Genomic DNA, 16,601 nt, shown 5'->3' with positions numbered 1-16,601 from the left:
CTAAACACCCAGCTGGTATCCCACTATTCGTGAAGCAAACTTCAAGTAATAAGCCTTCGGATCTGATTGAAGAAAAACGTCTTTGTCTGGTACGAGGGTCACCACTGGTCCGAACCCCTTCTCGTTCAACGCCATGACGTCCAGCCCGGCTTCCCTGGCAAGGGACTCCTCGACGAGGATAGCAGCTGTGTTCTTGTCGTTTTTGAGCTCGCTTATTACTCTCTCCACCTCGTCCTTAGTTGTTGCGACCACGTCCTTCAGACCGATCAGCCTGTAGAAGTGCTCGTGTTCTCTCCTCGAGACGACCACCACTCTTCTCCGCTCAACCGACACGCAGGACCCTCCTCGAGACGAGGACTCTCAAGAGCTTGGACTCGTAGTACCTCGTTATCAAAAAATGGGTTAAGAGGTTGAGTAGACCGCCCGGGAAGTAGAGCGCTGTCTTAGATGTCTCGGTCACGATTTTCGCCTCCTCGGCAAGGTACCTTACGGGGTCTTTCTCCCAGAGCGACGCTATGCTCGGAAACCTACTCAAAGCGCCCGAGTAGTAGACCAGGCCCGCGCCTCCAAGCGGCCTCACCAGCTCGTTGAACGCGGCTTCGGTGTCCATCACCTGCTTCAACCCCAACTTCTTCCACGACAGCGCGTGCCTCACGAAGATGCCGTAGAGAGCCAGCGCAACTACCGATAAGGGTCCGCTAGTCTCCTCACCCGTATCCTCCATAGAGCCCCTCAACTTCTCTACGTACCTCTTGATCAGGCAGCCTAGGTCGCCCTCGCCACAGGCTCTCACGAAGGCGTACTGGCTGGAAAGCCTCCCCGAGTCTACTAGCGCCAACTCGAGGTCCTGGAGCAGTAGTAGGTCTTTTACAACCCCCCTGTAACCTTCCGGGAGGGCCCCCGAGACCTCCCCGACCTCCCTCAGGAGGATTTCCCTCAGCGACTCGTCCAGCTCCTGTAGCGTGGTAGCCCCGATCGCTTTCGACAGCTCGAGCCTCGAGTAGGGTGCTGATTGGAGTCTCGAGGCGTCTAGCTCTAGCCCTTCGAGGACTAGACCGATGAGCTCCTCGAGGTAGGGCGGCTTAGACAACCTTAAGTAAAGTAAGGCTGCTGCGTCCTCCTTGGTCAAACGGCGAAGTCCCTCGACACCTCTTTTTGGAGCGTGGTGAGGGCCCTCTTAAGCCGGGTGTTGTAGGTATTATCTACGACGACCTCGCCGCCGCAGCACGAGATTCTAACACCACCCACGATGCCTGGGTCCTCGCGCACCTGGTACTCGAGCCCCTTCTCCTTCAACAACCGCTCCACTAGGGCCCGGTCAACCGGCGAGACGTACACCTCTATGGGAGATTGCGGTTTAGCCCTACCACCTAGTTCGCTGAGAGACTCCTCTAGAAGTCTCTTGAGAGACTCCTCTCTCCTACCGCCTCCCAAGCTCCTGAGAAGAGCTATCGCCCTCTCCTCTATCGCTCTAGCCACCTCGGCCTTCGCGCTGGACACAATGAGGCGGGCCCTCCTCCTCGCTTCGCCGATTCTGCTCTCTACCTGTAGCTCGGACCTGATCTTGGCCTTCTCGCTCTCGATAAACCTCTTCCTCCTCTCCTCGGCGTCCTTTACTATGGCCTCGGACTTCTTGATAGCCTCCCTTATAATCTCGTCTGCCTCCGCCTTCGCTCTTTCGAGGACAACCCTCTTGAGCTCTTCTACGCTCATTTCCACTACCTTCGGCTCTCAGTGGACTGCTACCACCCGACGATGATGAAGGCGATGACCAGGCCGAAGACCATACCGAGTATGCCGATTAGCTCCTCGTAGGCGGCCAGTATTATGCCGGTTCCGAAGATACCTCCCTTCGTCTTTATTAGCTGGGCGCCAGCCTGCCCACACACTCTCCCCTGCATCCAGGCCGACACCATCTCCGCGAACCCCACGAATAGGCTCACGCCTAGCACTACGCCGGCTATCTCTGGGGTTAGAGCACCGCCGTGTTTCGACAAGATGCTGGGTAGGATCATGTAGTACATCAAGAACATGTAGACGAACCCGTAGACCAGCGTCTGCGTCATCGGCAGGAAGGCCAGGATGAACACCCTACCTCTCTGCCCTGGATCCTCGCCCACGGCGGGTATTCCGGACGCCGTCGCCTCGGTTATCCCTATGGTTGTCCCAATGGCTGCTAGGCCTTCAGCAAGTCCTGGTCCAATGAAGCCCAGCACCGTAACCCAGTCAGTCACACTCCACCACCGCAGAATTGAGGATGCATAAGAAGATTAAAAATTATGAACTATTTCAGCCCACCGCCGACTCTCACCACGAGGTTGCCGACACCGCTTGGCGCGATCCTCCGCCCACCGCCCTCATAAAACTTGGACGAGACCTCGTACATTATTAACCTCAGAGAGTGGACGAAGGGGCTTATAGAGGACAAGCCGAGGTTCACGACGTGGAGGGAGAGAGCGGCTACTAGCCCTACGAAGAACCCTATGACCGGGTAGATCGAGCCAGCCGCGCCAGCGACGTTGAACACGAGCGAGTTGATTAGCTCGGCCATAATAGCACCTCCAAGGGCTATACCAGCAATCCTGACGAAGGACAGGACGTCGGCCATCACCCCCAGCACGTCGAAGATCCAGAGCATGACGCCGAAAGGTCTGTCGACAACCGACTTGAAGACTGCGTACGCTACCAGGACCCCAACCGCGAGATTGGAGACCATGTCGCCCGGTATGATCCTAAGTAGTCCTAAGACGTCTACGTTGAACCTGAACATCACCTTGATAGCGGGCGGGGCGATCAACATCAGGGATATCAAGAGCATTTCCGACACCGCGCCTACCCTGTTTTTGTTCACGAGGTTCTTGTAGAGGCCTATCCCGTGGGACATTAACACCATGAAGTACCCGACGCCTAGCGCTAATCCGAGGTACCTGATTATAACAGGGCCGATATCCTCCAAGGCCCCCAACTTCGGTGGTAGGCTCGGTATGACCGAGGGGATTACCATGGTGATGTATTGGCCTAGTAAGGAGCCGAAGAAGCTGCCCGAGAGGAGGCCCGTTACAATGCCTGTCACGCCCGCGTAGGTGGCGATCTTTATCAGCCTACGCAGCGTGTCCTTGTTCTCGACGAAGTAGGGGAGGACCAGCCTGGCACCTATGATCAGGCCTATGCCGTACCCGACGTCGGGGAACATCAGTGAGAAGAAGACTAGGTAGAGGTACGTTAGGAGCGGTGTGGGGTCCCACTCTGTCGGTGAGGGGTAGCCCATTATCTCCGTAAAGAGCTCGAACGGCTTAAAGGGCTTGAGGTTGTTGAACTCGACAGGCGGGTCCGGGGCCTCCTCGAAGAGCGCTACGCCCCTGTTCTCCCTGGCCACCCCCTCCACCTCCTTTGCCCTCGACTTCAGCGTCCAGCCAGCGATGAGGGTCAGGTACCTCGATTCGAGCGCGTCTCTCAGCACGCCGATCTTCGACTCCACCGTCTCCGCGAGAACCTTGGCTAGGGCTATCTCGTACACCTTCCCCCACACTACCTCGCCGACCTTCCTCCTCAGGTCCCCGACCCGCGCCCTCGCCTCGTTAAGCCTCTGCTCGATGGCCCGCTTCAGCTGCCCCAGGTCTCCGAGGGGGAGTCCCGCGACCTCTACTCTCAGGCGCTCGACATCCTCCCTGACCCCCTCGTAGGACTTCCTCTCGAAGACGAGCACTGCGACATCTTTACCGGGCTGGGCCTCGAGCCTGGTGAGGGTCTTGAGCGACGCCTCCTCTAGCTTAGCGACCTCCTCTCTACTCCCGTAGACCGTCCTCACCACGACTATGTCTCCGTCGTACTCTAGTACGAGCCCTTCCGCCCCCCGCCCCTCCACGGCGTCGACCACCTTCTTTAGAGCGGCGAGCCTCTCTGCCCTCTGCTCCAGCTCCGCGAGCTCCCTCTCGAGCCCCCTGACCAGCCTGAGAGTGTCGAGTAGCTCGTTGTACAGCTTCGCGAGCCCCTGGTCTAGGTCCCAGGGGAGATCCTTCACCTCGACCTCGACGGGGGCGGCCAGCCTGTTGGAGAGCTCCTGTACTAACTTCGCTGTCTTGGACGCGAGCTCCAGCCTCTCCGCCAGCTTCTCGGCCTCCCTCCTCGCCTCGCCTGCCGGAAGGGGCTCTAAGAGGCTCTTCTTGACCAGCTCGTCCAGCACCCTGTCGGCGCTGTCGGCCGGGACTACTATGTACGTCTTCACGGCCACGTCCGGCCTGTTGAGGAAGAGCTTGGACAGCTCGACCAAACCTCAGCCGACCTCTACGCCTGCTACGAGAGACGCCAGCTTCTTCGCCCAGGCCTCCACCTTCGGGGCCGCCCTCTCTCTTAGCGCCCTCGCCTTCTCCTCCGCCTCAGCCGTTATCCTCTCCACCTCTTTTTCGACCTCCTCCTCCAGCCTCCTCTTCTCCTCGGCTATGATCGCCTCGTAGGACCTGTCTCTCAGGATCTCCTCCGCCTTCCTCCTCGCGTTCTCCACTATCTCCTCAGCCTTCCTCTTAGCCTCCTCCAAGATCTTGAGGGCCTCCGCCTCTATACTGGACACAAGGTCGCTCAATAAGCAACACCCAGCTACCCTTGAGCACTACAGTCTAGCTCTATTACGCGAAGGGGTTTTTATAACATACGCGTGGGCAAAAACGGGGTGATGGATCTTTAAGACTTCCACGACCTCTTCCTAGGTCGATAAACGGCGTCTAGGGAACTGTGGCAAAATCACGTGGAGGTCTACCGGAGCCTGGACGCCGCGTACTACTCGTCCGGCTTGGCGACTTTGCGGAGACTCCTCTGGTCGTTCACTAGGACTCACACACGGTTGTCGACTTCACCCAGTTGCCTGGCCGGGTCCCGGTACTGCGCGTCCTCGTAGCACCATCACACTAAGGGGCGGTATCGGCGCTCGCGAGGTCTCGTGGAACGTGCTCTCGAGCGCCTTGTTTTCGCACCCCGCGTATGCACATTTATTGCGGGACCGCATAAACACTGTTAGCTCGCTGCCGGCGCGGCGGGTCGCGTTGAGGAGGCTCTCTCACGCAATGGTTGGGCTTTCAGCGGGGCTCCTAGTCGGTAGGCTCTCCGTCTCCGACGTGTTTCTACTCTCGTTTCTCGGGGTTCTCGGCGGCGTCTTCCCGGACTTCGACCTTCGCTACGCCCACAGGGTAGCCCTCCACAACCTGCTGTCGTCCTCGATAGTCTCTCTAGGCCTCTACTCGGTCCTGGCCATGGCGGGGGTGGACGCGCGGACGCGGATCCTGGGCTCGGCGTGCTTCCTCGCTGGCTGGCTGAGCCACCTGCTCCTCGACTCCCTGACTCTCAAGGGCGTCGCGTTGCTCTACCCCTTCAGTAGGAGGATGTACGGCCCGAGGCTTCTCAAGTCGGGGGACTGGAAGGGGGAGGCTCTCGCCTGGATGATCAGCGGCCTACTAGTCTACGCGGCTCTCAAGACGTGGTGAAAAACCCGCGTGTTAAGGCAGGCTAGGCGTCAGCCGGCGTACTTGAGGCCCCTTCTCAAGACTACGTATAGACCCACGTTGAGGACCACTACAGCGGCTAGACCCATCGTCACGTAGAGCCTGGCCTGGTTGAGCATGTTCTCCGCCTGCCCGACCCTGCTCTCGTACTCGTTGAGCTTCACGGTCAGGTTCGCAACAGACGCGTTGCAGCTCCCCGCGTTGACCAGCAGGACGTTGACCGTCTCGTTCAGGCTGGCCACCTGCGTCCTGAGGCTGTCGACCGTCTTTGTCAAGTTGTCGATGTAGCCCTGCATCTGGAAGCCTGTCGAGACGAGCGCCGAGGCGGAGGGGTAGTAGAGCCTCGAGTACGAGAGCAGGAGCGTCTCGAACACCTTCTGGTCTACCACGCCGCCGAGTGCCAGCGTCTGGTTGAAGCCCGCCGGCCTGAGTACGAGGGCGAGACCCTCCGAGTACCCCAGCTTACTGTAATCCCTCACCTCGACCAGGACCCTCGTGCCGGACCTGACCACGTCCAGGCTGTAGCCCTGGGCTACCAGCGAGCTTATAGTCTCCGGGCTCGACGTGGCGTCGTAAACACCCGGCTGGACGACTGGGAGCCCTATGCTAGCCCCGCCCGCGACCACTGTGAACGGGCTGTAGACTACGACCGTTGAGTTGACCCCTAGGAAGGTGCGGAAGTCGTTCACGATGGATAGGACGTTGGTTACAGTCGTGTTCAAGAGGGTGTTGTAGGTATTCTCGTCCACCAGGCCCTTTAGAGCGCTGAGCCTCTGGAACAACGGGTAGTACATCAAGTAGACGCCGCCGCTAGTGTACCAGGTGGCCTTGACGACTAGGGCGCTATAGAACCTGCAGGACTGGTTGTACGCCCAGACAAGGGCGTCGAGCGGTAGAGACCTGAGCAGGTCCCGGGGGTAGAGCTCGAGTAGGACGACGGGCTCGGTGAAGCTGCCGTAGAAGCTGTTGAGCCACCCGCTGGACTTGAGCGCCCCTGGGAAGAAGAGCGTGGCCTTGCTGCCCGAGATAGAGACTATCTTGAACTTGAGGTAGTACATCCCCTGGGAGACGTTCAGCCCTGAGGGCACCGAGACCGCGAAGCTCGGGGTCTCCAGCGTCTTGTTGTCGAACTGCTGTACGACGTCGTAGTTGGTGAGGTTGAGCGTCAGGCCGCTACTCGTGTTTGTCAAGACGATCGACGTGTTGAGGGCGCTCCAGTAGACGCTCCCGTTGACGTCCACTGTGAACAGCTGTGGGGGTATGTAGTTGCCTGTAATGTTGAAGTACGGGTTTATACTCATGGCCGTCGAGTTCGGGTCGACACCAGGCACCCCTATGAACACCGTGAAGTTCCCTCCCCATACCTCGTTGACGTAGGACTGGTTGACAGCTGAGGCGAGGTCGACCGGCTTGTTGTCGACGAGAGCCGTCGTCTCGTTCACCACTACGGTCTCGAGGCCGAGCGAGGGGTCAACGAGCTTAAGCAGGTGGTAGAGGTAGTCGTAGGGGGGCTGAGGTCTCACGAGCTCGACAACCGTGCTGTTGGCGCTGAGAGCCCCCGTCGCGTTCAGCAGGCCTAGGTCCGCACCGGGGGCGTACACTACGATCAGCCTCATGACCTGCGATAGGTTCTGGGACTCCACCGGGGCTCCGCCGGCCAACAACGACAACGCGATGACCAATACTACTAGCACGGGGTAAGCTCTACTCACAGCTGTACCACCGTTAATCCTAGTTTAAACAGCACACGAAATTAAAAAGACTACCTAGAGAGGCGGATCGCCCACGCGAACAGTTTAATTCGGTGCTGGGCTTCAGCAAAGAGAGGGCGAGGCCCTGTCCCGGCCATGAGGCTGCTCGTCGCAGGCCTACTCCCGTTCGAGTCTGGGAAGACGACGCTCGTCTTGGGGCTCGTCGAGGAGATGAAGGAGAGGGGTCTCAAAGCCGGTTACTTCAAGCCGGTGGCCGGCCACAACGGGTGGTTTCAGGCAGACACCCTCGAGTACACAGTCTCGCTAGGTGTCCTGGTGGGCCACGACGTTTACGTGGTGGCCGAGAGGCTCGGGCTTACCGAAAAAGCCGCCATCTTAAACCCGGTCGACGTCCTCTCACTACCGATCGACCCCTTCAGCGCGAAGACGACGCCTAGAGGCTACGTGGACTTGATGAGCTCCAGCCTAGGTACGGCCGTGATGGCGCGTTTCACAAGGTTGAGAGGGGGCGTCGTCGAGCACGTGTACTACATGGTCGAGGACAACGTTGCCAGGCTGTCGCCTGTTTCGGCCGAGCTCCTCTCGAGGGTAGTGGAGGCCGTCGCGGGCGGAGGGGCCATCGAGAGAACCGCCGCGAGAGGTCTCGAGAAGCTCTTAGACGACCCGTCGACTTACGCTGAGGTAGACCGCTTCCTCGAGCTGCTCGGGGGCTACGACCACCTGGTCATCGAGGGGTACAACGACGTCTCGGCGCCGACACCCGGCTCTTGCGCAGCCGACTACGTCGTCGTCGTAGCGCCCACGAGAGCGGCGCTGTACGACGGGCGGAAGTACTGTAGAGCCGTCGAGGTGATCGCCCCTGGAAGGCCGTGGGTCGTTCGCTCCTTGAGCGTAGTCGAGATAGCCGGGAGGCCGATCAAGGTTTTCGACGTCCATCAGCTGGGTCACGGTGCTGAGTTTAAAAGAAGCGTGAGCGATATACTTGATACAATAACTGGAGTGCGTGGACGGGATGAGCGAGCTTTCTAAGCACGGTTTCGCCCCGAGGGCTACGGGTAGTGAGCTTTTAATGGACCTCTTGAACGAGTCTCTCAAGGTGGCCGGTGGGAGGGACTGCAGAGACCTCGTGAGGTTCCTCAAGGAGAAGTACCTCCTCTACGCCAGGGAGAGGCCGGGTTCCGCCGGCCTGTTCAACACGATCAGGTCCATCCTGAACTACATTAGGGAGAACGGGTGCACGGGTGTCCGGGAGTTCTTCGGGGGGTTCAGGGACAGGTACGACAAGGCTTTGTGGGCCGCCGGCGAGGTGATGGCTAAGCGCGTCGTCGACGGGGACGTCGTCATGACGAACAGCAATAGTGTGGCCGTGAGGAGGCTCTTCGAGATACTCGTGAGGAACAAGGTCAAGTTCAGCGTCTACGTCCTCGAGTCCAGGCCCGGCATGGAGGGGCTCGTACTCGCAGACTACCTCGACAAGCTCGGGGTTGAGACGTACCTCGTCGTCGACTCCGCTGCGAGGTTCTTTATGAAGAACGTTGACAAAGTAGTGTCGGGCGCGGAGGCCGTGGCCGTGAACGGGGCCATAGTCAGCAAGGCCGGCACGAGCCTGATGGCGCTCGCCGCTAGCGAGGCCAGGGTCAGGTTCTTCGCGATAGCGCCGACGCTCAAGATCAGCCTCGAGACGATCTACGGCGAGTTGGTAAAGCTGCCCGAGGGCGACTGGAGGCTCCTCATGGACGAGGAGACGAGGAGGGCGATGCCCGAGAAGTACACTGCTAGGGCCCCTCTCTACGACGTCACTCCCCCGAACATGGTCGACGGCATAGCGACCGAGCTAGGCCTCTACCCGCCCCAGTCGATCCCTATCCTGGTCAAGACGATCTACGGGACCTACCCCCCGCAGTTGAAGCCCCTGGACACGCTCTTCGCCGAGTTGTTGGGAGGTGGTTGAGTTGAGCACCATACCCCAGGAGGTGCTGGACATAGCCGAGGGGATAAGGTCGATGAGGATCAGGGGTGCTGGTAAGATAGCGAGGTCTGCTGCCGAGGCCCTGAGGATAGCCGCGGAGAAGTACCAAGGCGAGAGAGAGCCCTCCGTCTTCAGGAGGTACATGGCTAAGGTAGCGGACACCCTTATAGAGACGAGGCCGACCGCGGTGAGCCTACCCAACGCCGTCATGTACGTTATGCAGGCGGTGTTCCGGGAGACAAGCGACTTCGACGAGCTGAGGAGGGGGGTGGTAGACGCAGCAAACAGGTTCATCGAAGACAGCCTCAACGCTGTGAAAAGGATAGCCGAGTTCGGGAGCAAGAGGATCAGGGAGAACTCCGTCATACTAACGCACTGCCACAGCACGGCAGCGGTGTCGGTGATAACGGAGGCCTACAAGCAGGGGAGGGTGGTGAAGGTCTACAGCACGGAGACGAGGCCCTTCTACCAGGGGAGGATAACTACGAGGCAGCTGCTCGAGAACGGGGTGCCGGTCGTTCAGATCCCGGACAGTGCTGTGAGGTACATCATGCACGAGGTCGACCAGGTCGTGATCGGCGCCGACACGATAACGAGCAACGGGGCAGTAGTGAACAAGGTAGGGACTAGCCAGGTCGCGCTGGCCGCTCACGAGGCTAGGGTCAGGGTGTTCGTCGCGGCTGAGACTTACAAGTTCTCCCCGATGACCGTTATAGGAGAGCTGGTGCCGATAGAGTTCAGGGACCCCACCGAGGTGGTCCCCCGGGAGTGGTTGGAGAAGCACAAGAACGTGAGGGTTCTCAACCCGTCCTTTGACGTCACTCCCCCCGAGTACGTTGACGCTGTGATCACGGAGGTCGGTGTGATCCCGCCGCAGGCGGCCATCATGGTCTTGACTGAGAGGCTCGGCTGGGCGATCGATAAGATTAAACAGGCTGGTTTAACAAAGCTTAGGTTTGAAGACCTTGTGGAGGATTGAGATGAGCGAAGAGGTGGCCAAGCTGAAGAGCGAGATCGTAAGGCTGATAGACGAGAGCAGGGACGTGGAGGTCAAGATGGCGTTCTACAGCGACGAGAGAGTGCAGTCGATAATGGACAGGCTGAACAAGGAGTGGGAGAGCAACGGCTACAAGGGGATACCCCTGGACTACGCCACGGTAGACGAGTTGAAGACCCTCCACAGCCTAGCCAAGTTCTACTCGGCGAACCCCACGGGAGCCTATAGGGAGTTCATGAGGGCCGCCTACGGGATCCCCTCGGCCAAGCCCGAGAAGAGGAGCTGGTGGAGGAGGCTGCTGGGCTTGTAGGTGTCCTCCATGAGCGGGCCGTCCAACGACGAGCTCAAGAAGAGGGTCATAGAGGTCCTCGAGACCATAGCAGACCCGGAGATAGGGATAGACGTCTACAACCTGGGGATGATATACGGCCTCGAGGTCGGCGGGAACAAGGTCAAGGTAAGAATGACTCTGACCACCCCGTTCTGCCCTCTCGCCAACATACTGCCGCTCATGGTCGAGGAGGAGTTGAAGAAGAAGCTGGGGGTTGAGGTTGAAATAGAGCTCGTCTACGACCCCCCGTGGAACCCGCTGATGATGACCGAGAAGGGCAGGAGGATGTTCAAGGAGAGGTTCGGCTACGACATAGTGGAGGAGTACAAGAGACAGTTGGAGTCGGAGAGGTTCGAGTTCTAGCGACCAAAAAGATTTTTACAATCCGTCTCCCTTTCAATTCACATTGTGAACCGGGGCGAGCTACGTGAGCTGGAGTATACTCAAACTTCTCAGGGAGAACCCTGAGGAGCTGAAGAACCACGTAAAGAAGAGGTTCATGGACGTCTCCATAGTCGACGAGGCCCTCAAGGCGGACTTGGAGTGGAGGAGGATGCTCGCGGAGATACAGGAGCTCAGGCACAAGCACAACGTGATCAGCAGGGAGGTCTCGAGGCTACAGGGCCCGGAGAGAGAGGAGAAGATCAAGGAGGCCAAGGAGCTCCTGTCCCTCATCGAGGTGTACGAGAAGAAGCTCAGCGAGGTCGAGGCGAGGAGGGAGGAGATACTGCTAAGGCTCCCGAACATCGTCCACGAGAGCGTCCCGATCGGCCCAGACGACTCGTACAACGTCCCGGTCAGGTTCTACGGGAGGCCCAGGGTCTGGACGGGGTTCCTAGAGCAGTTCAAGCAGCAGACCGAGAGGTACGGGTTCAAGGTCGACTACGAGCTGATCGACTGGAAGCCTGTTGGGCACGCCGACATGCTCGAGAACGTGCTGGGGCTCGGCAATACGGTTAAAGCGGGCGAGGTGGCGGGTAGCAGGTTCTACTACCTGTTCGACGACGTAGTATTCCTGGACATGGCCCTACTCGCGTACGCTATAGACTACCTGACGTCGAAGGGCTACACCCTCGTCCTACCCCCGTACATGCTGAGGTTCAAGTACATACAGGGCGTCTTAGACTACGCGACCTTCAAAGACGCCATATACAAGGTGGAGGGCGAGGACCTGTACCTGATCGCCACCGCAGAACACAGCCTAGCCGCACTACACGCCGACGAGGACATACCCGAGGAGGCCCTCCCCTTGAAGTACGTGGGTGTCAGCCCGTGCTTCAGGAAGGAGGCGGGGGCCGGCAGCAGGGACTTGAAGGGTATTTTCCGCGTCCACCAGTTCCACAAAGTCGAGCAGTTCGTGTTCGCTAAACCCGAGGAGAGCTGGGACGTAATGGAGGGGCTGATAAACAACGCCGAGGAGCTGTTCAAGGGCCTGGAGCTCCCGTACAGGGTTGTGAACATAGCCAGCGGGGACCTTGGAGCCCCCGCTGCGAAGAAGTACGACCTCGAGACCTGGATGCCCGCCCAGGGCCTTTACAGGGAGATGGTGAGCTGCAGCAACGTGACGGACTGGCAGGCCTACAGGCTGAAGATCAGGCTTGTGAGGAGGAAGGGGATGGTGAAGGAGTACGTCCACACGCTGAACTCGACGGCTATAGCCAGCACAAGGACTATAACGAGCATACTCGAGAACTACCAGGAGCCGGACGGCGTGGTAGTCGTGCCCAAGGCTCTGAGGAGGTACCTCGAGCCCTTCAGCAAGGCCCCAAAGGACGCTATACACCCCGTTAAGAGAGAGAAAGTAGCGTGAGGCGCTCTCCTATAGCCCAGCCTTTTGTGCCCACCGGGCGCGTAGCGATCAACGCCCGCTCAGCACTTTAAAAGAGATCCCGGGTCTAGTTTAGCCTGTGACAGGGCGTGGTCTTGTTGGAGGAGCCGGACATCAAGGTAGAGGTATACCTGGTACTGGGGTTCGACGAGGAGAGCGACAAGGCACTGAAGGTGGCATGGGGTGTCGCTGAGAAGATGCTCGAGAGGGGTATCTGGGTCGTCGTGACGCCCTCTCACGACTGGCTCCTCGACCCCATGCTAGCGGAGGCCTCGGACTACCCCAAGGTCTTCGTCAACGGGAGGCTGATGTTCATAGGGAGGTCGCCTACAGAAGAAGAGCTCGTGAACGCGATAGAGGACAGGCTGGGCCTCAAGACGAGGCCGAGGAGCGAGGAGGCAGCCGTGTACGGGTCGCGGGGTGAAGAGGGGTTTCGTGAAGTAGCTATTGCCTACGTCTAGACTCCTATTCTCACGCTTATAAGGGTCTTTAAACAAAAGCAGAATTGCAGAGCGGGGCTCTACCCAGGGCGATTTGGGTAAAGCCCGCTAGCTTTCAGCGGGCTCGTATGGCTATTTCAGTACACAGTAAACGAGCAGACCACCAAACGAGTAACCTTAGGATTCCAGCAGTCGCGTTTAGAGTACAGGGCTTTTTAGAGAGCTTAAGTAGGGTGGAGCCCCGCGATGAAGCACTACCTTTTCTCCCTCTCCAAGAGCCACTTGTCCGTCTCCTCGAGCGCGTACTCGACGGCCTCCCTCACTGGCAGCCCCTCAACGACTCCAACGAACAACCTGGCCAGGAAGTAGTCCCCGGACCCCGTCTTGTCCCCTACCCTCACCCGCTCCTGCCCGACTACCTCGAAACCCTTCCTGTGGACGACTACAGGCGGCTTGAACCCCTCCGTTACGACTACGTAGCCGTCTCGTAGTAGCTTACGCAGCCTCCCGAGAGCCTCGTCCTTACTGCTCGACCCGGTCAACGCGAGGAGCTCAGCTGTGTCCATGTGTAGCACGTCGAAAACGCCTATGAGCTCGCGCACGTCCGGGCTCCCCCTCAAGGCGAGCGGGCCCAGCCTCCTCTCCCTCACAAAGCCCTGTACGTCACCTGCTAGGACGATCGACTTGGTCCTCAAGCTCTTCAACAGGCTCGGCGTAACCTCCCCCAGCACGGGGTTGACCACCGTGTAGCACGAGCCTGAGTGCTCGTCTACACCGCTGAGTTGAGGGGACATCTCCGCGACTTCCATCACCCGTTCCGTGTCGAGGTAGGTTATCCTGAACACCATCGGGGAGGCCGAGTAGGAGGGGTTCGCTTTGAACTCCATCAGCCCGTTGACTAGGAAGAGCCAGTGGGGGCCCACGGAGTAGACTTCTGATTTAACGCCCTCGTCGAGAAGAGAGAGCGCGGTGTAGTAGACCCCGCCGCCGGTCCTAACCGCGACCCCGCGGCTCGTCACGATAACGTCGACTGTGGGGTTCCCGTAGACGCAGACTCTTCCACGCAACTCCCGCCCCCTAGCGAGACTTAGCCCTGAACGCGCTCCTCGCGTGGTAGTCCCGTATGTGGTATATGAGGTCTTCGACTGTGTAGAAGAAGACCGGCTCTTGCTTCCCCTTACCTGTGCCCCCGCCGAGGCAGGTCTCCCGGGCGTTGACGCATATCGGGCAGGTGATCATCCCGGTTATCCTGTCGCGACACGTCCAGAAGACTATCCCGTGCGACTCAACCCTGAACTTCTCCCAGCGTGGCTCCCATGTGTAGCTCATTCGACCACCTAGTGCCCTCAATGCCAATATCGGAGCCAGGCCGGCTTAAACCAGGCAGGCCCCGAAGACGGAGAGCCCGGGTGTCGGGGCTTTAGCCGGTCGGCACGCGTGTACTCAGCCGGTTGATCCCTCTTCATCGCCTCCAACTCGGCGGCCTAAAGTAGTCATCACCTAGTCTTAAACCATCTGAAGTAGTCTCTTATAACGTTCCAGATCAACAATATCTCGTTAACCCTCTTCTCCGCATCTACTCTCTTCAAGTACATCTTCTTGACCATGAACTCCAGGCTCGCCTCTCTAATAGCCTCGAGCTCGGTCCCTACCGACTCGTAGTGCTTTACCTCCTCGCTCAAGTCCACCACTAAGGCGGTGAAGGGACGACGACCTTGCCCTTGTACTCCTCCAGCTTGAAGGTGTTGGTGGGGAGCCTGACCACCTCGTAGCCTCTAACGAGCTTCAGGAACTCGTCGACGGGGGCTATAGGCAGGTTCAGCCCCTTCACCCAGTAGTGTATAGGCATGACGTTGACGGGCTTAGCCTTCTCGACGGTCTCCCAGGCCTCTCTCGCGTCTATGGTGAAAATCCCGCCGACGGGGAGCATTAACAGGTCTACGCCGGCCAGCTCTGTTAAGACGTCGCCCGAAGGCACGTGCCCTATGTCCCCTAGGTGAGCTACCCTGACACCCTCTGCCCGCACCACGTAGACGTAGTTCTTCCCTCGCCGCCTCCCCTGCGCCTTGTCGTGGTACGTCACAAAGCCCTTAACCACCACGTCGTCGAGCCTGCTCTCGCCTGCGAACTCCATTAGGACCCTGCTCTTGTCCTTCCTCACAACTTCCACGGCGTTGTGGTCGAAGTGGGTGTGCGTGACGAGTATTAGGTCGCCCTTGACCGATGGGGGCTTTAAGCCCAGGCTGCCCCCGTCGTGGGGGTCTATGACGACAGTGTAGCCGTTGGAGAGAGTTATAGACACGCACGCGTGCCCGTGCCACGTAACGGTGACCAAAACAGCCCCCTCACACTAAAATAGCTGCGGGCTATCTATTAAGTCTACCTGGTGCCAGGTTTGAGCCCACTCGACTTGGCTGGGCTGGTTGGGGTAGCCCTGTTTCTCCTGCCGCAGACGCTGTTCTTCGCGTTCTACAGCCTACTCGGCCTCTACTCTAAGAGGTACTCCGAGAAGAGGGGGTCAGAAGCCTACCTAGGCGAGACGGTGTCCATCATTATACCCGTGAAGGGGGAGCCCCCCGACTACGTCGAGGCGGCGCTGAAGAGAGTGAGCGAGCTGAGCAGTACTGTGAACGTCGAGGTGATCGTAGTCTCCGACGACCCGCCCGAGTTCCTCGAGTACCTGAGGAGGCTCGTAGACGAGTGGAGGGGGAGGCTCAGGGTCTACTACGTGTGGAGGAGCGAGCCGAGGGGGTTTAGGGCGGGCGCCCTCAACGTGGGCCTGTCCGCCTCCACAGGGGAGTACGTGTACGTGATGGACGTCGACTCCTTCTTCGACCCCTGCCTCGTACTGAGAGGGGTCTCTCTACTCAAGTCTAGCGAGAGGCTGGCAGGCGTTGTGGGGAGGTGGAGCGTGTGGAACAAGGGCAGCAGGCTCAGCGAGGCGCTGGCGTACAACATGGAGTACGTAGTTAACGTGCTGTTCAAGGCGAGGTCCGCCCTCTCGCTCGACATCTTCCCCCTCGGCACCGGTACTCTATTCAAGGCGAGCGTGCTGAAGGGGCTTGGCGGGTGGGACGAGGAGAGGATACAGGACGACATGGACTTGGGCGTGAGGCTGTACGGGATGGGCTACAGGGTTGAATACATAGACTCGTGTAGGGTCTACGTCGAGGCCCCAACGAGGTACAGCTCCTTGAGGGTGCAGCAGGAGAGGTGGGCTTACGGGGCTACGGACGTACTGCTCGCGAGGCTCGGCGCCCTCCTGAGGAGTCCGGTCAGCCTGGTCAGCAAGTTCGAGTCGGCGCTGTTCTTGAGCCAGTACACCGTAGTCCTCCTCCTTTGGGTCGGCTTCGCCGTCACCGTGGCCGCGAGCCTCCTGGGAGGAGTGGACTACGCCGCCAAGTACGCGTTGGTTGCCGGGGCTTGGCTGTTCTCCCAGGCCCTCTTCGCTGCTGTGGAAGCCCACACCCTGAGAGCCGGGTTGAGGGAGAGCGCTGTTAACCAGGGGAGACTGGCCGCCGTCACAGTCGCGTTGTCGGTGCCGATACTCAGGGGTGTGGCGAAGGCCCTTGCCAGGGTGAGACAGGAGTACAAGAGGACCCCGAAAGGGCTCTTCGAGAGGAGGCTGCGCGGGAAAGGGGTCTCCGGGGAGCTGGCGCTGCTAGTAGCTCTAGCCGTCGTCTTGTCCCTTGTCGCTCTCCGTAGGTACGTCCTGCTGTCTCTTATTACAGGAATGTACACGGTCAGCGTTGTATATACTTTAATAAGGTGGCCTAGAGATATTATCGGGTTGAAATAGCCCGGTTTAAATCCAAACCGTAGAATAGTAGGT

General features: G+C 59.2%; 20 protein-coding genes. 9 read left to right on the top strand and 11 right to left on the bottom strand.

What is annotated here, in order from left to right:
* From WLZ34_RS06350 to WLZ34_RS06325, 6 genes are read right to left on the bottom strand one after another with little or no spacing between them, the layout of a single operon-like run.
* Window positions 1-333 (bottom strand): V-type ATP synthase subunit F, encoded by a 333-nt coding sequence (locus WLZ34_RS06350; RefSeq protein ID WP_434731198.1) that lies wholly within the window; start codon window positions 331-333, stop codon window positions 1-3.
* Window positions 323-1,129 (bottom strand): hypothetical protein, encoded by an 807-nt coding sequence (locus WLZ34_RS06345; protein ID WP_434731197.1) that lies wholly within the window; start codon window positions 1,127-1,129, stop codon window positions 323-325. The genes WLZ34_RS06350 and WLZ34_RS06345 overlap by 11 nt, the downstream gene beginning before the upstream one ends.
* A complete protein-coding gene (locus WLZ34_RS06340) occupies window positions 1,126-1,713 on the bottom strand; it encodes a V-type ATP synthase subunit E (protein ID WP_434731196.1) in 588 nt (195 codons plus the stop codon). Before WLZ34_RS06340 ends, WLZ34_RS06345 begins: the two co-directional genes overlap by 4 nt.
* 29 nt (window positions 1,714-1,742) lie before the next feature.
* A complete protein-coding gene (locus tag WLZ34_RS06335; protein ID WP_434731195.1) occupies window positions 1,743-2,234 on the bottom strand; it encodes an ATPase in 492 nt (163 codons plus the stop codon).
* A 50-nt stretch (window positions 2,235-2,284) separates the two neighbouring features.
* A complete protein-coding gene (locus tag WLZ34_RS06330) occupies window positions 2,285-4,270 on the bottom strand; it encodes a V-type ATP synthase subunit I (protein WP_434731194.1) in 1,986 nt (661 codons plus the stop codon).
* Between the two features lie 3 nt (window positions 4,271-4,273).
* Window positions 4,274-4,579, bottom strand: coding sequence for a hypothetical protein (locus WLZ34_RS06325; protein ID WP_434731193.1), 306 nt, complete (start codon window positions 4,577-4,579; stop codon window positions 4,274-4,276).
* 457 nt (window positions 4,580-5,036) lie between these two features.
* Between WLZ34_RS06325 and WLZ34_RS06320 the strand changes: the two genes are divergently transcribed.
* Window positions 5,037-5,474, top strand: a complete 438-nt coding sequence (locus tag WLZ34_RS06320; RefSeq protein ID WP_434731192.1) for a metal-dependent hydrolase — start codon at window positions 5,037-5,039, stop codon at window positions 5,472-5,474.
* A 29-nt stretch (window positions 5,475-5,503) separates the two neighbouring features.
* Here the strand turns inward: WLZ34_RS06320 and WLZ34_RS06315 are convergent, their stop codons facing one another.
* Window positions 5,504-7,204 carry a hypothetical protein gene (locus tag WLZ34_RS06315; protein WP_434731191.1) on the bottom strand — a complete coding sequence of 567 codons (1,701 nt, stop codon included), beginning with the start codon at window positions 7,202-7,204 and terminating at the stop codon, window positions 5,504-5,506.
* Between the two features lie 135 nt (window positions 7,205-7,339).
* On the opposite strand from WLZ34_RS06315, the gene WLZ34_RS06310 reads away from it, so the two are divergent.
* The 7 genes from WLZ34_RS06310 to WLZ34_RS06280 all read left to right on the top strand — a co-directional run bounded on the left by WLZ34_RS06310 (window position 7,340) and on the right by WLZ34_RS06280 (window position 12,790).
* Complete coding sequence (locus tag WLZ34_RS06310) at window positions 7,340-8,233, top strand: ATPase (protein WP_434731190.1); 894 nt, start codon at window positions 7,340-7,342, stop codon at window positions 8,231-8,233.
* Complete coding sequence (locus tag WLZ34_RS06305; RefSeq protein WP_434731189.1) at window positions 8,217-9,155, top strand: translation initiation factor eIF-2B; 939 nt, start codon at window positions 8,217-8,219, stop codon at window positions 9,153-9,155. Before WLZ34_RS06310 ends, WLZ34_RS06305 begins: the two co-directional genes overlap by 17 nt.
* Window positions 9,148-10,152, top strand: a complete 1,005-nt coding sequence (locus WLZ34_RS06300; RefSeq protein ID WP_434731188.1) for a ribose 1,5-bisphosphate isomerase — start codon at window positions 9,148-9,150, stop codon at window positions 10,150-10,152. Before WLZ34_RS06305 ends, WLZ34_RS06300 begins: the two co-directional genes overlap by 8 nt.
* Window positions 10,130-10,480, top strand: a complete 351-nt coding sequence (locus tag WLZ34_RS06295) for a hypothetical protein (RefSeq protein WP_434731187.1) — start codon at window positions 10,130-10,132, stop codon at window positions 10,478-10,480. Before WLZ34_RS06300 ends, WLZ34_RS06295 begins: the two co-directional genes overlap by 23 nt.
* A gap of 9 nt (window positions 10,481-10,489) precedes the next feature.
* Window positions 10,490-10,864, top strand: coding sequence for a metal-sulfur cluster assembly factor (locus WLZ34_RS06290; protein WP_434731186.1), 375 nt, complete (start codon window positions 10,490-10,492; stop codon window positions 10,862-10,864).
* Window positions 10,865-10,928: 64 nt separating this feature from the next.
* Window positions 10,929-12,311, top strand: coding sequence for a serine--tRNA ligase (serS, locus tag WLZ34_RS06285; protein ID WP_434731185.1), 1,383 nt, complete (start codon window positions 10,929-10,931; stop codon window positions 12,309-12,311).
* 107 nt (window positions 12,312-12,418) lie between these two features.
* Complete coding sequence (locus WLZ34_RS06280) at window positions 12,419-12,790, top strand: hypothetical protein (RefSeq protein ID WP_434731184.1); 372 nt, start codon at window positions 12,419-12,421, stop codon at window positions 12,788-12,790.
* Window positions 12,791-13,023: 233 nt separating this feature from the next.
* Here the strand turns inward: WLZ34_RS06280 and WLZ34_RS06275 are convergent, their stop codons facing one another.
* From WLZ34_RS06275 to WLZ34_RS06260, 4 genes are all read right to left on the bottom strand, one after another.
* The gene (locus WLZ34_RS06275) at window positions 13,024-13,836 is read right to left on the bottom strand and encodes a PfkB family carbohydrate kinase (RefSeq protein WP_434731183.1); all 813 of its coding nucleotides are present in this window, start codon (window positions 13,834-13,836) and stop codon (window positions 13,024-13,026) included.
* A 10-nt stretch (window positions 13,837-13,846) separates the two neighbouring features.
* Window positions 13,847-14,098 carry a hypothetical protein gene (locus tag WLZ34_RS06270; RefSeq protein WP_428724551.1) on the bottom strand — a complete coding sequence of 84 codons (252 nt, stop codon included), beginning with the start codon at window positions 14,096-14,098 and terminating at the stop codon, window positions 13,847-13,849.
* 167 nt (window positions 14,099-14,265) lie between these two features.
* Window positions 14,266-14,451 (bottom strand): hypothetical protein, encoded by a 186-nt coding sequence (locus tag WLZ34_RS06265; protein WP_434731182.1) that lies wholly within the window; start codon window positions 14,449-14,451, stop codon window positions 14,266-14,268.
* Between the two features lie 8 nt (window positions 14,452-14,459).
* Window positions 14,460-15,104 (bottom strand): MBL fold metallo-hydrolase, encoded by a 645-nt coding sequence (locus WLZ34_RS06260; RefSeq protein ID WP_434731181.1) that lies wholly within the window; start codon window positions 15,102-15,104, stop codon window positions 14,460-14,462.
* A 60-nt stretch (window positions 15,105-15,164) separates the two neighbouring features.
* On the opposite strand from WLZ34_RS06260, the gene WLZ34_RS06255 reads away from it, so the two are divergent.
* Complete coding sequence (locus WLZ34_RS06255; protein WP_434731180.1) at window positions 15,165-16,568, top strand: glycosyltransferase; 1,404 nt, start codon at window positions 15,165-15,167, stop codon at window positions 16,566-16,568.
* The last annotated feature ends 33 nt before the right edge of the window (window positions 16,569-16,601 follow it).

This window comes from Thermogladius sp. KZ2Tp1, assembly GCF_051131135.1.
Classification (GTDB): Archaea; Thermoproteota; Thermoprotei_A; order Sulfolobales; family Desulfurococcaceae; genus Thermogladius.
Note: the sequence above shows the minus strand (reverse complement) of the source record. Positions and strands in the feature narration are given on the sequence as shown.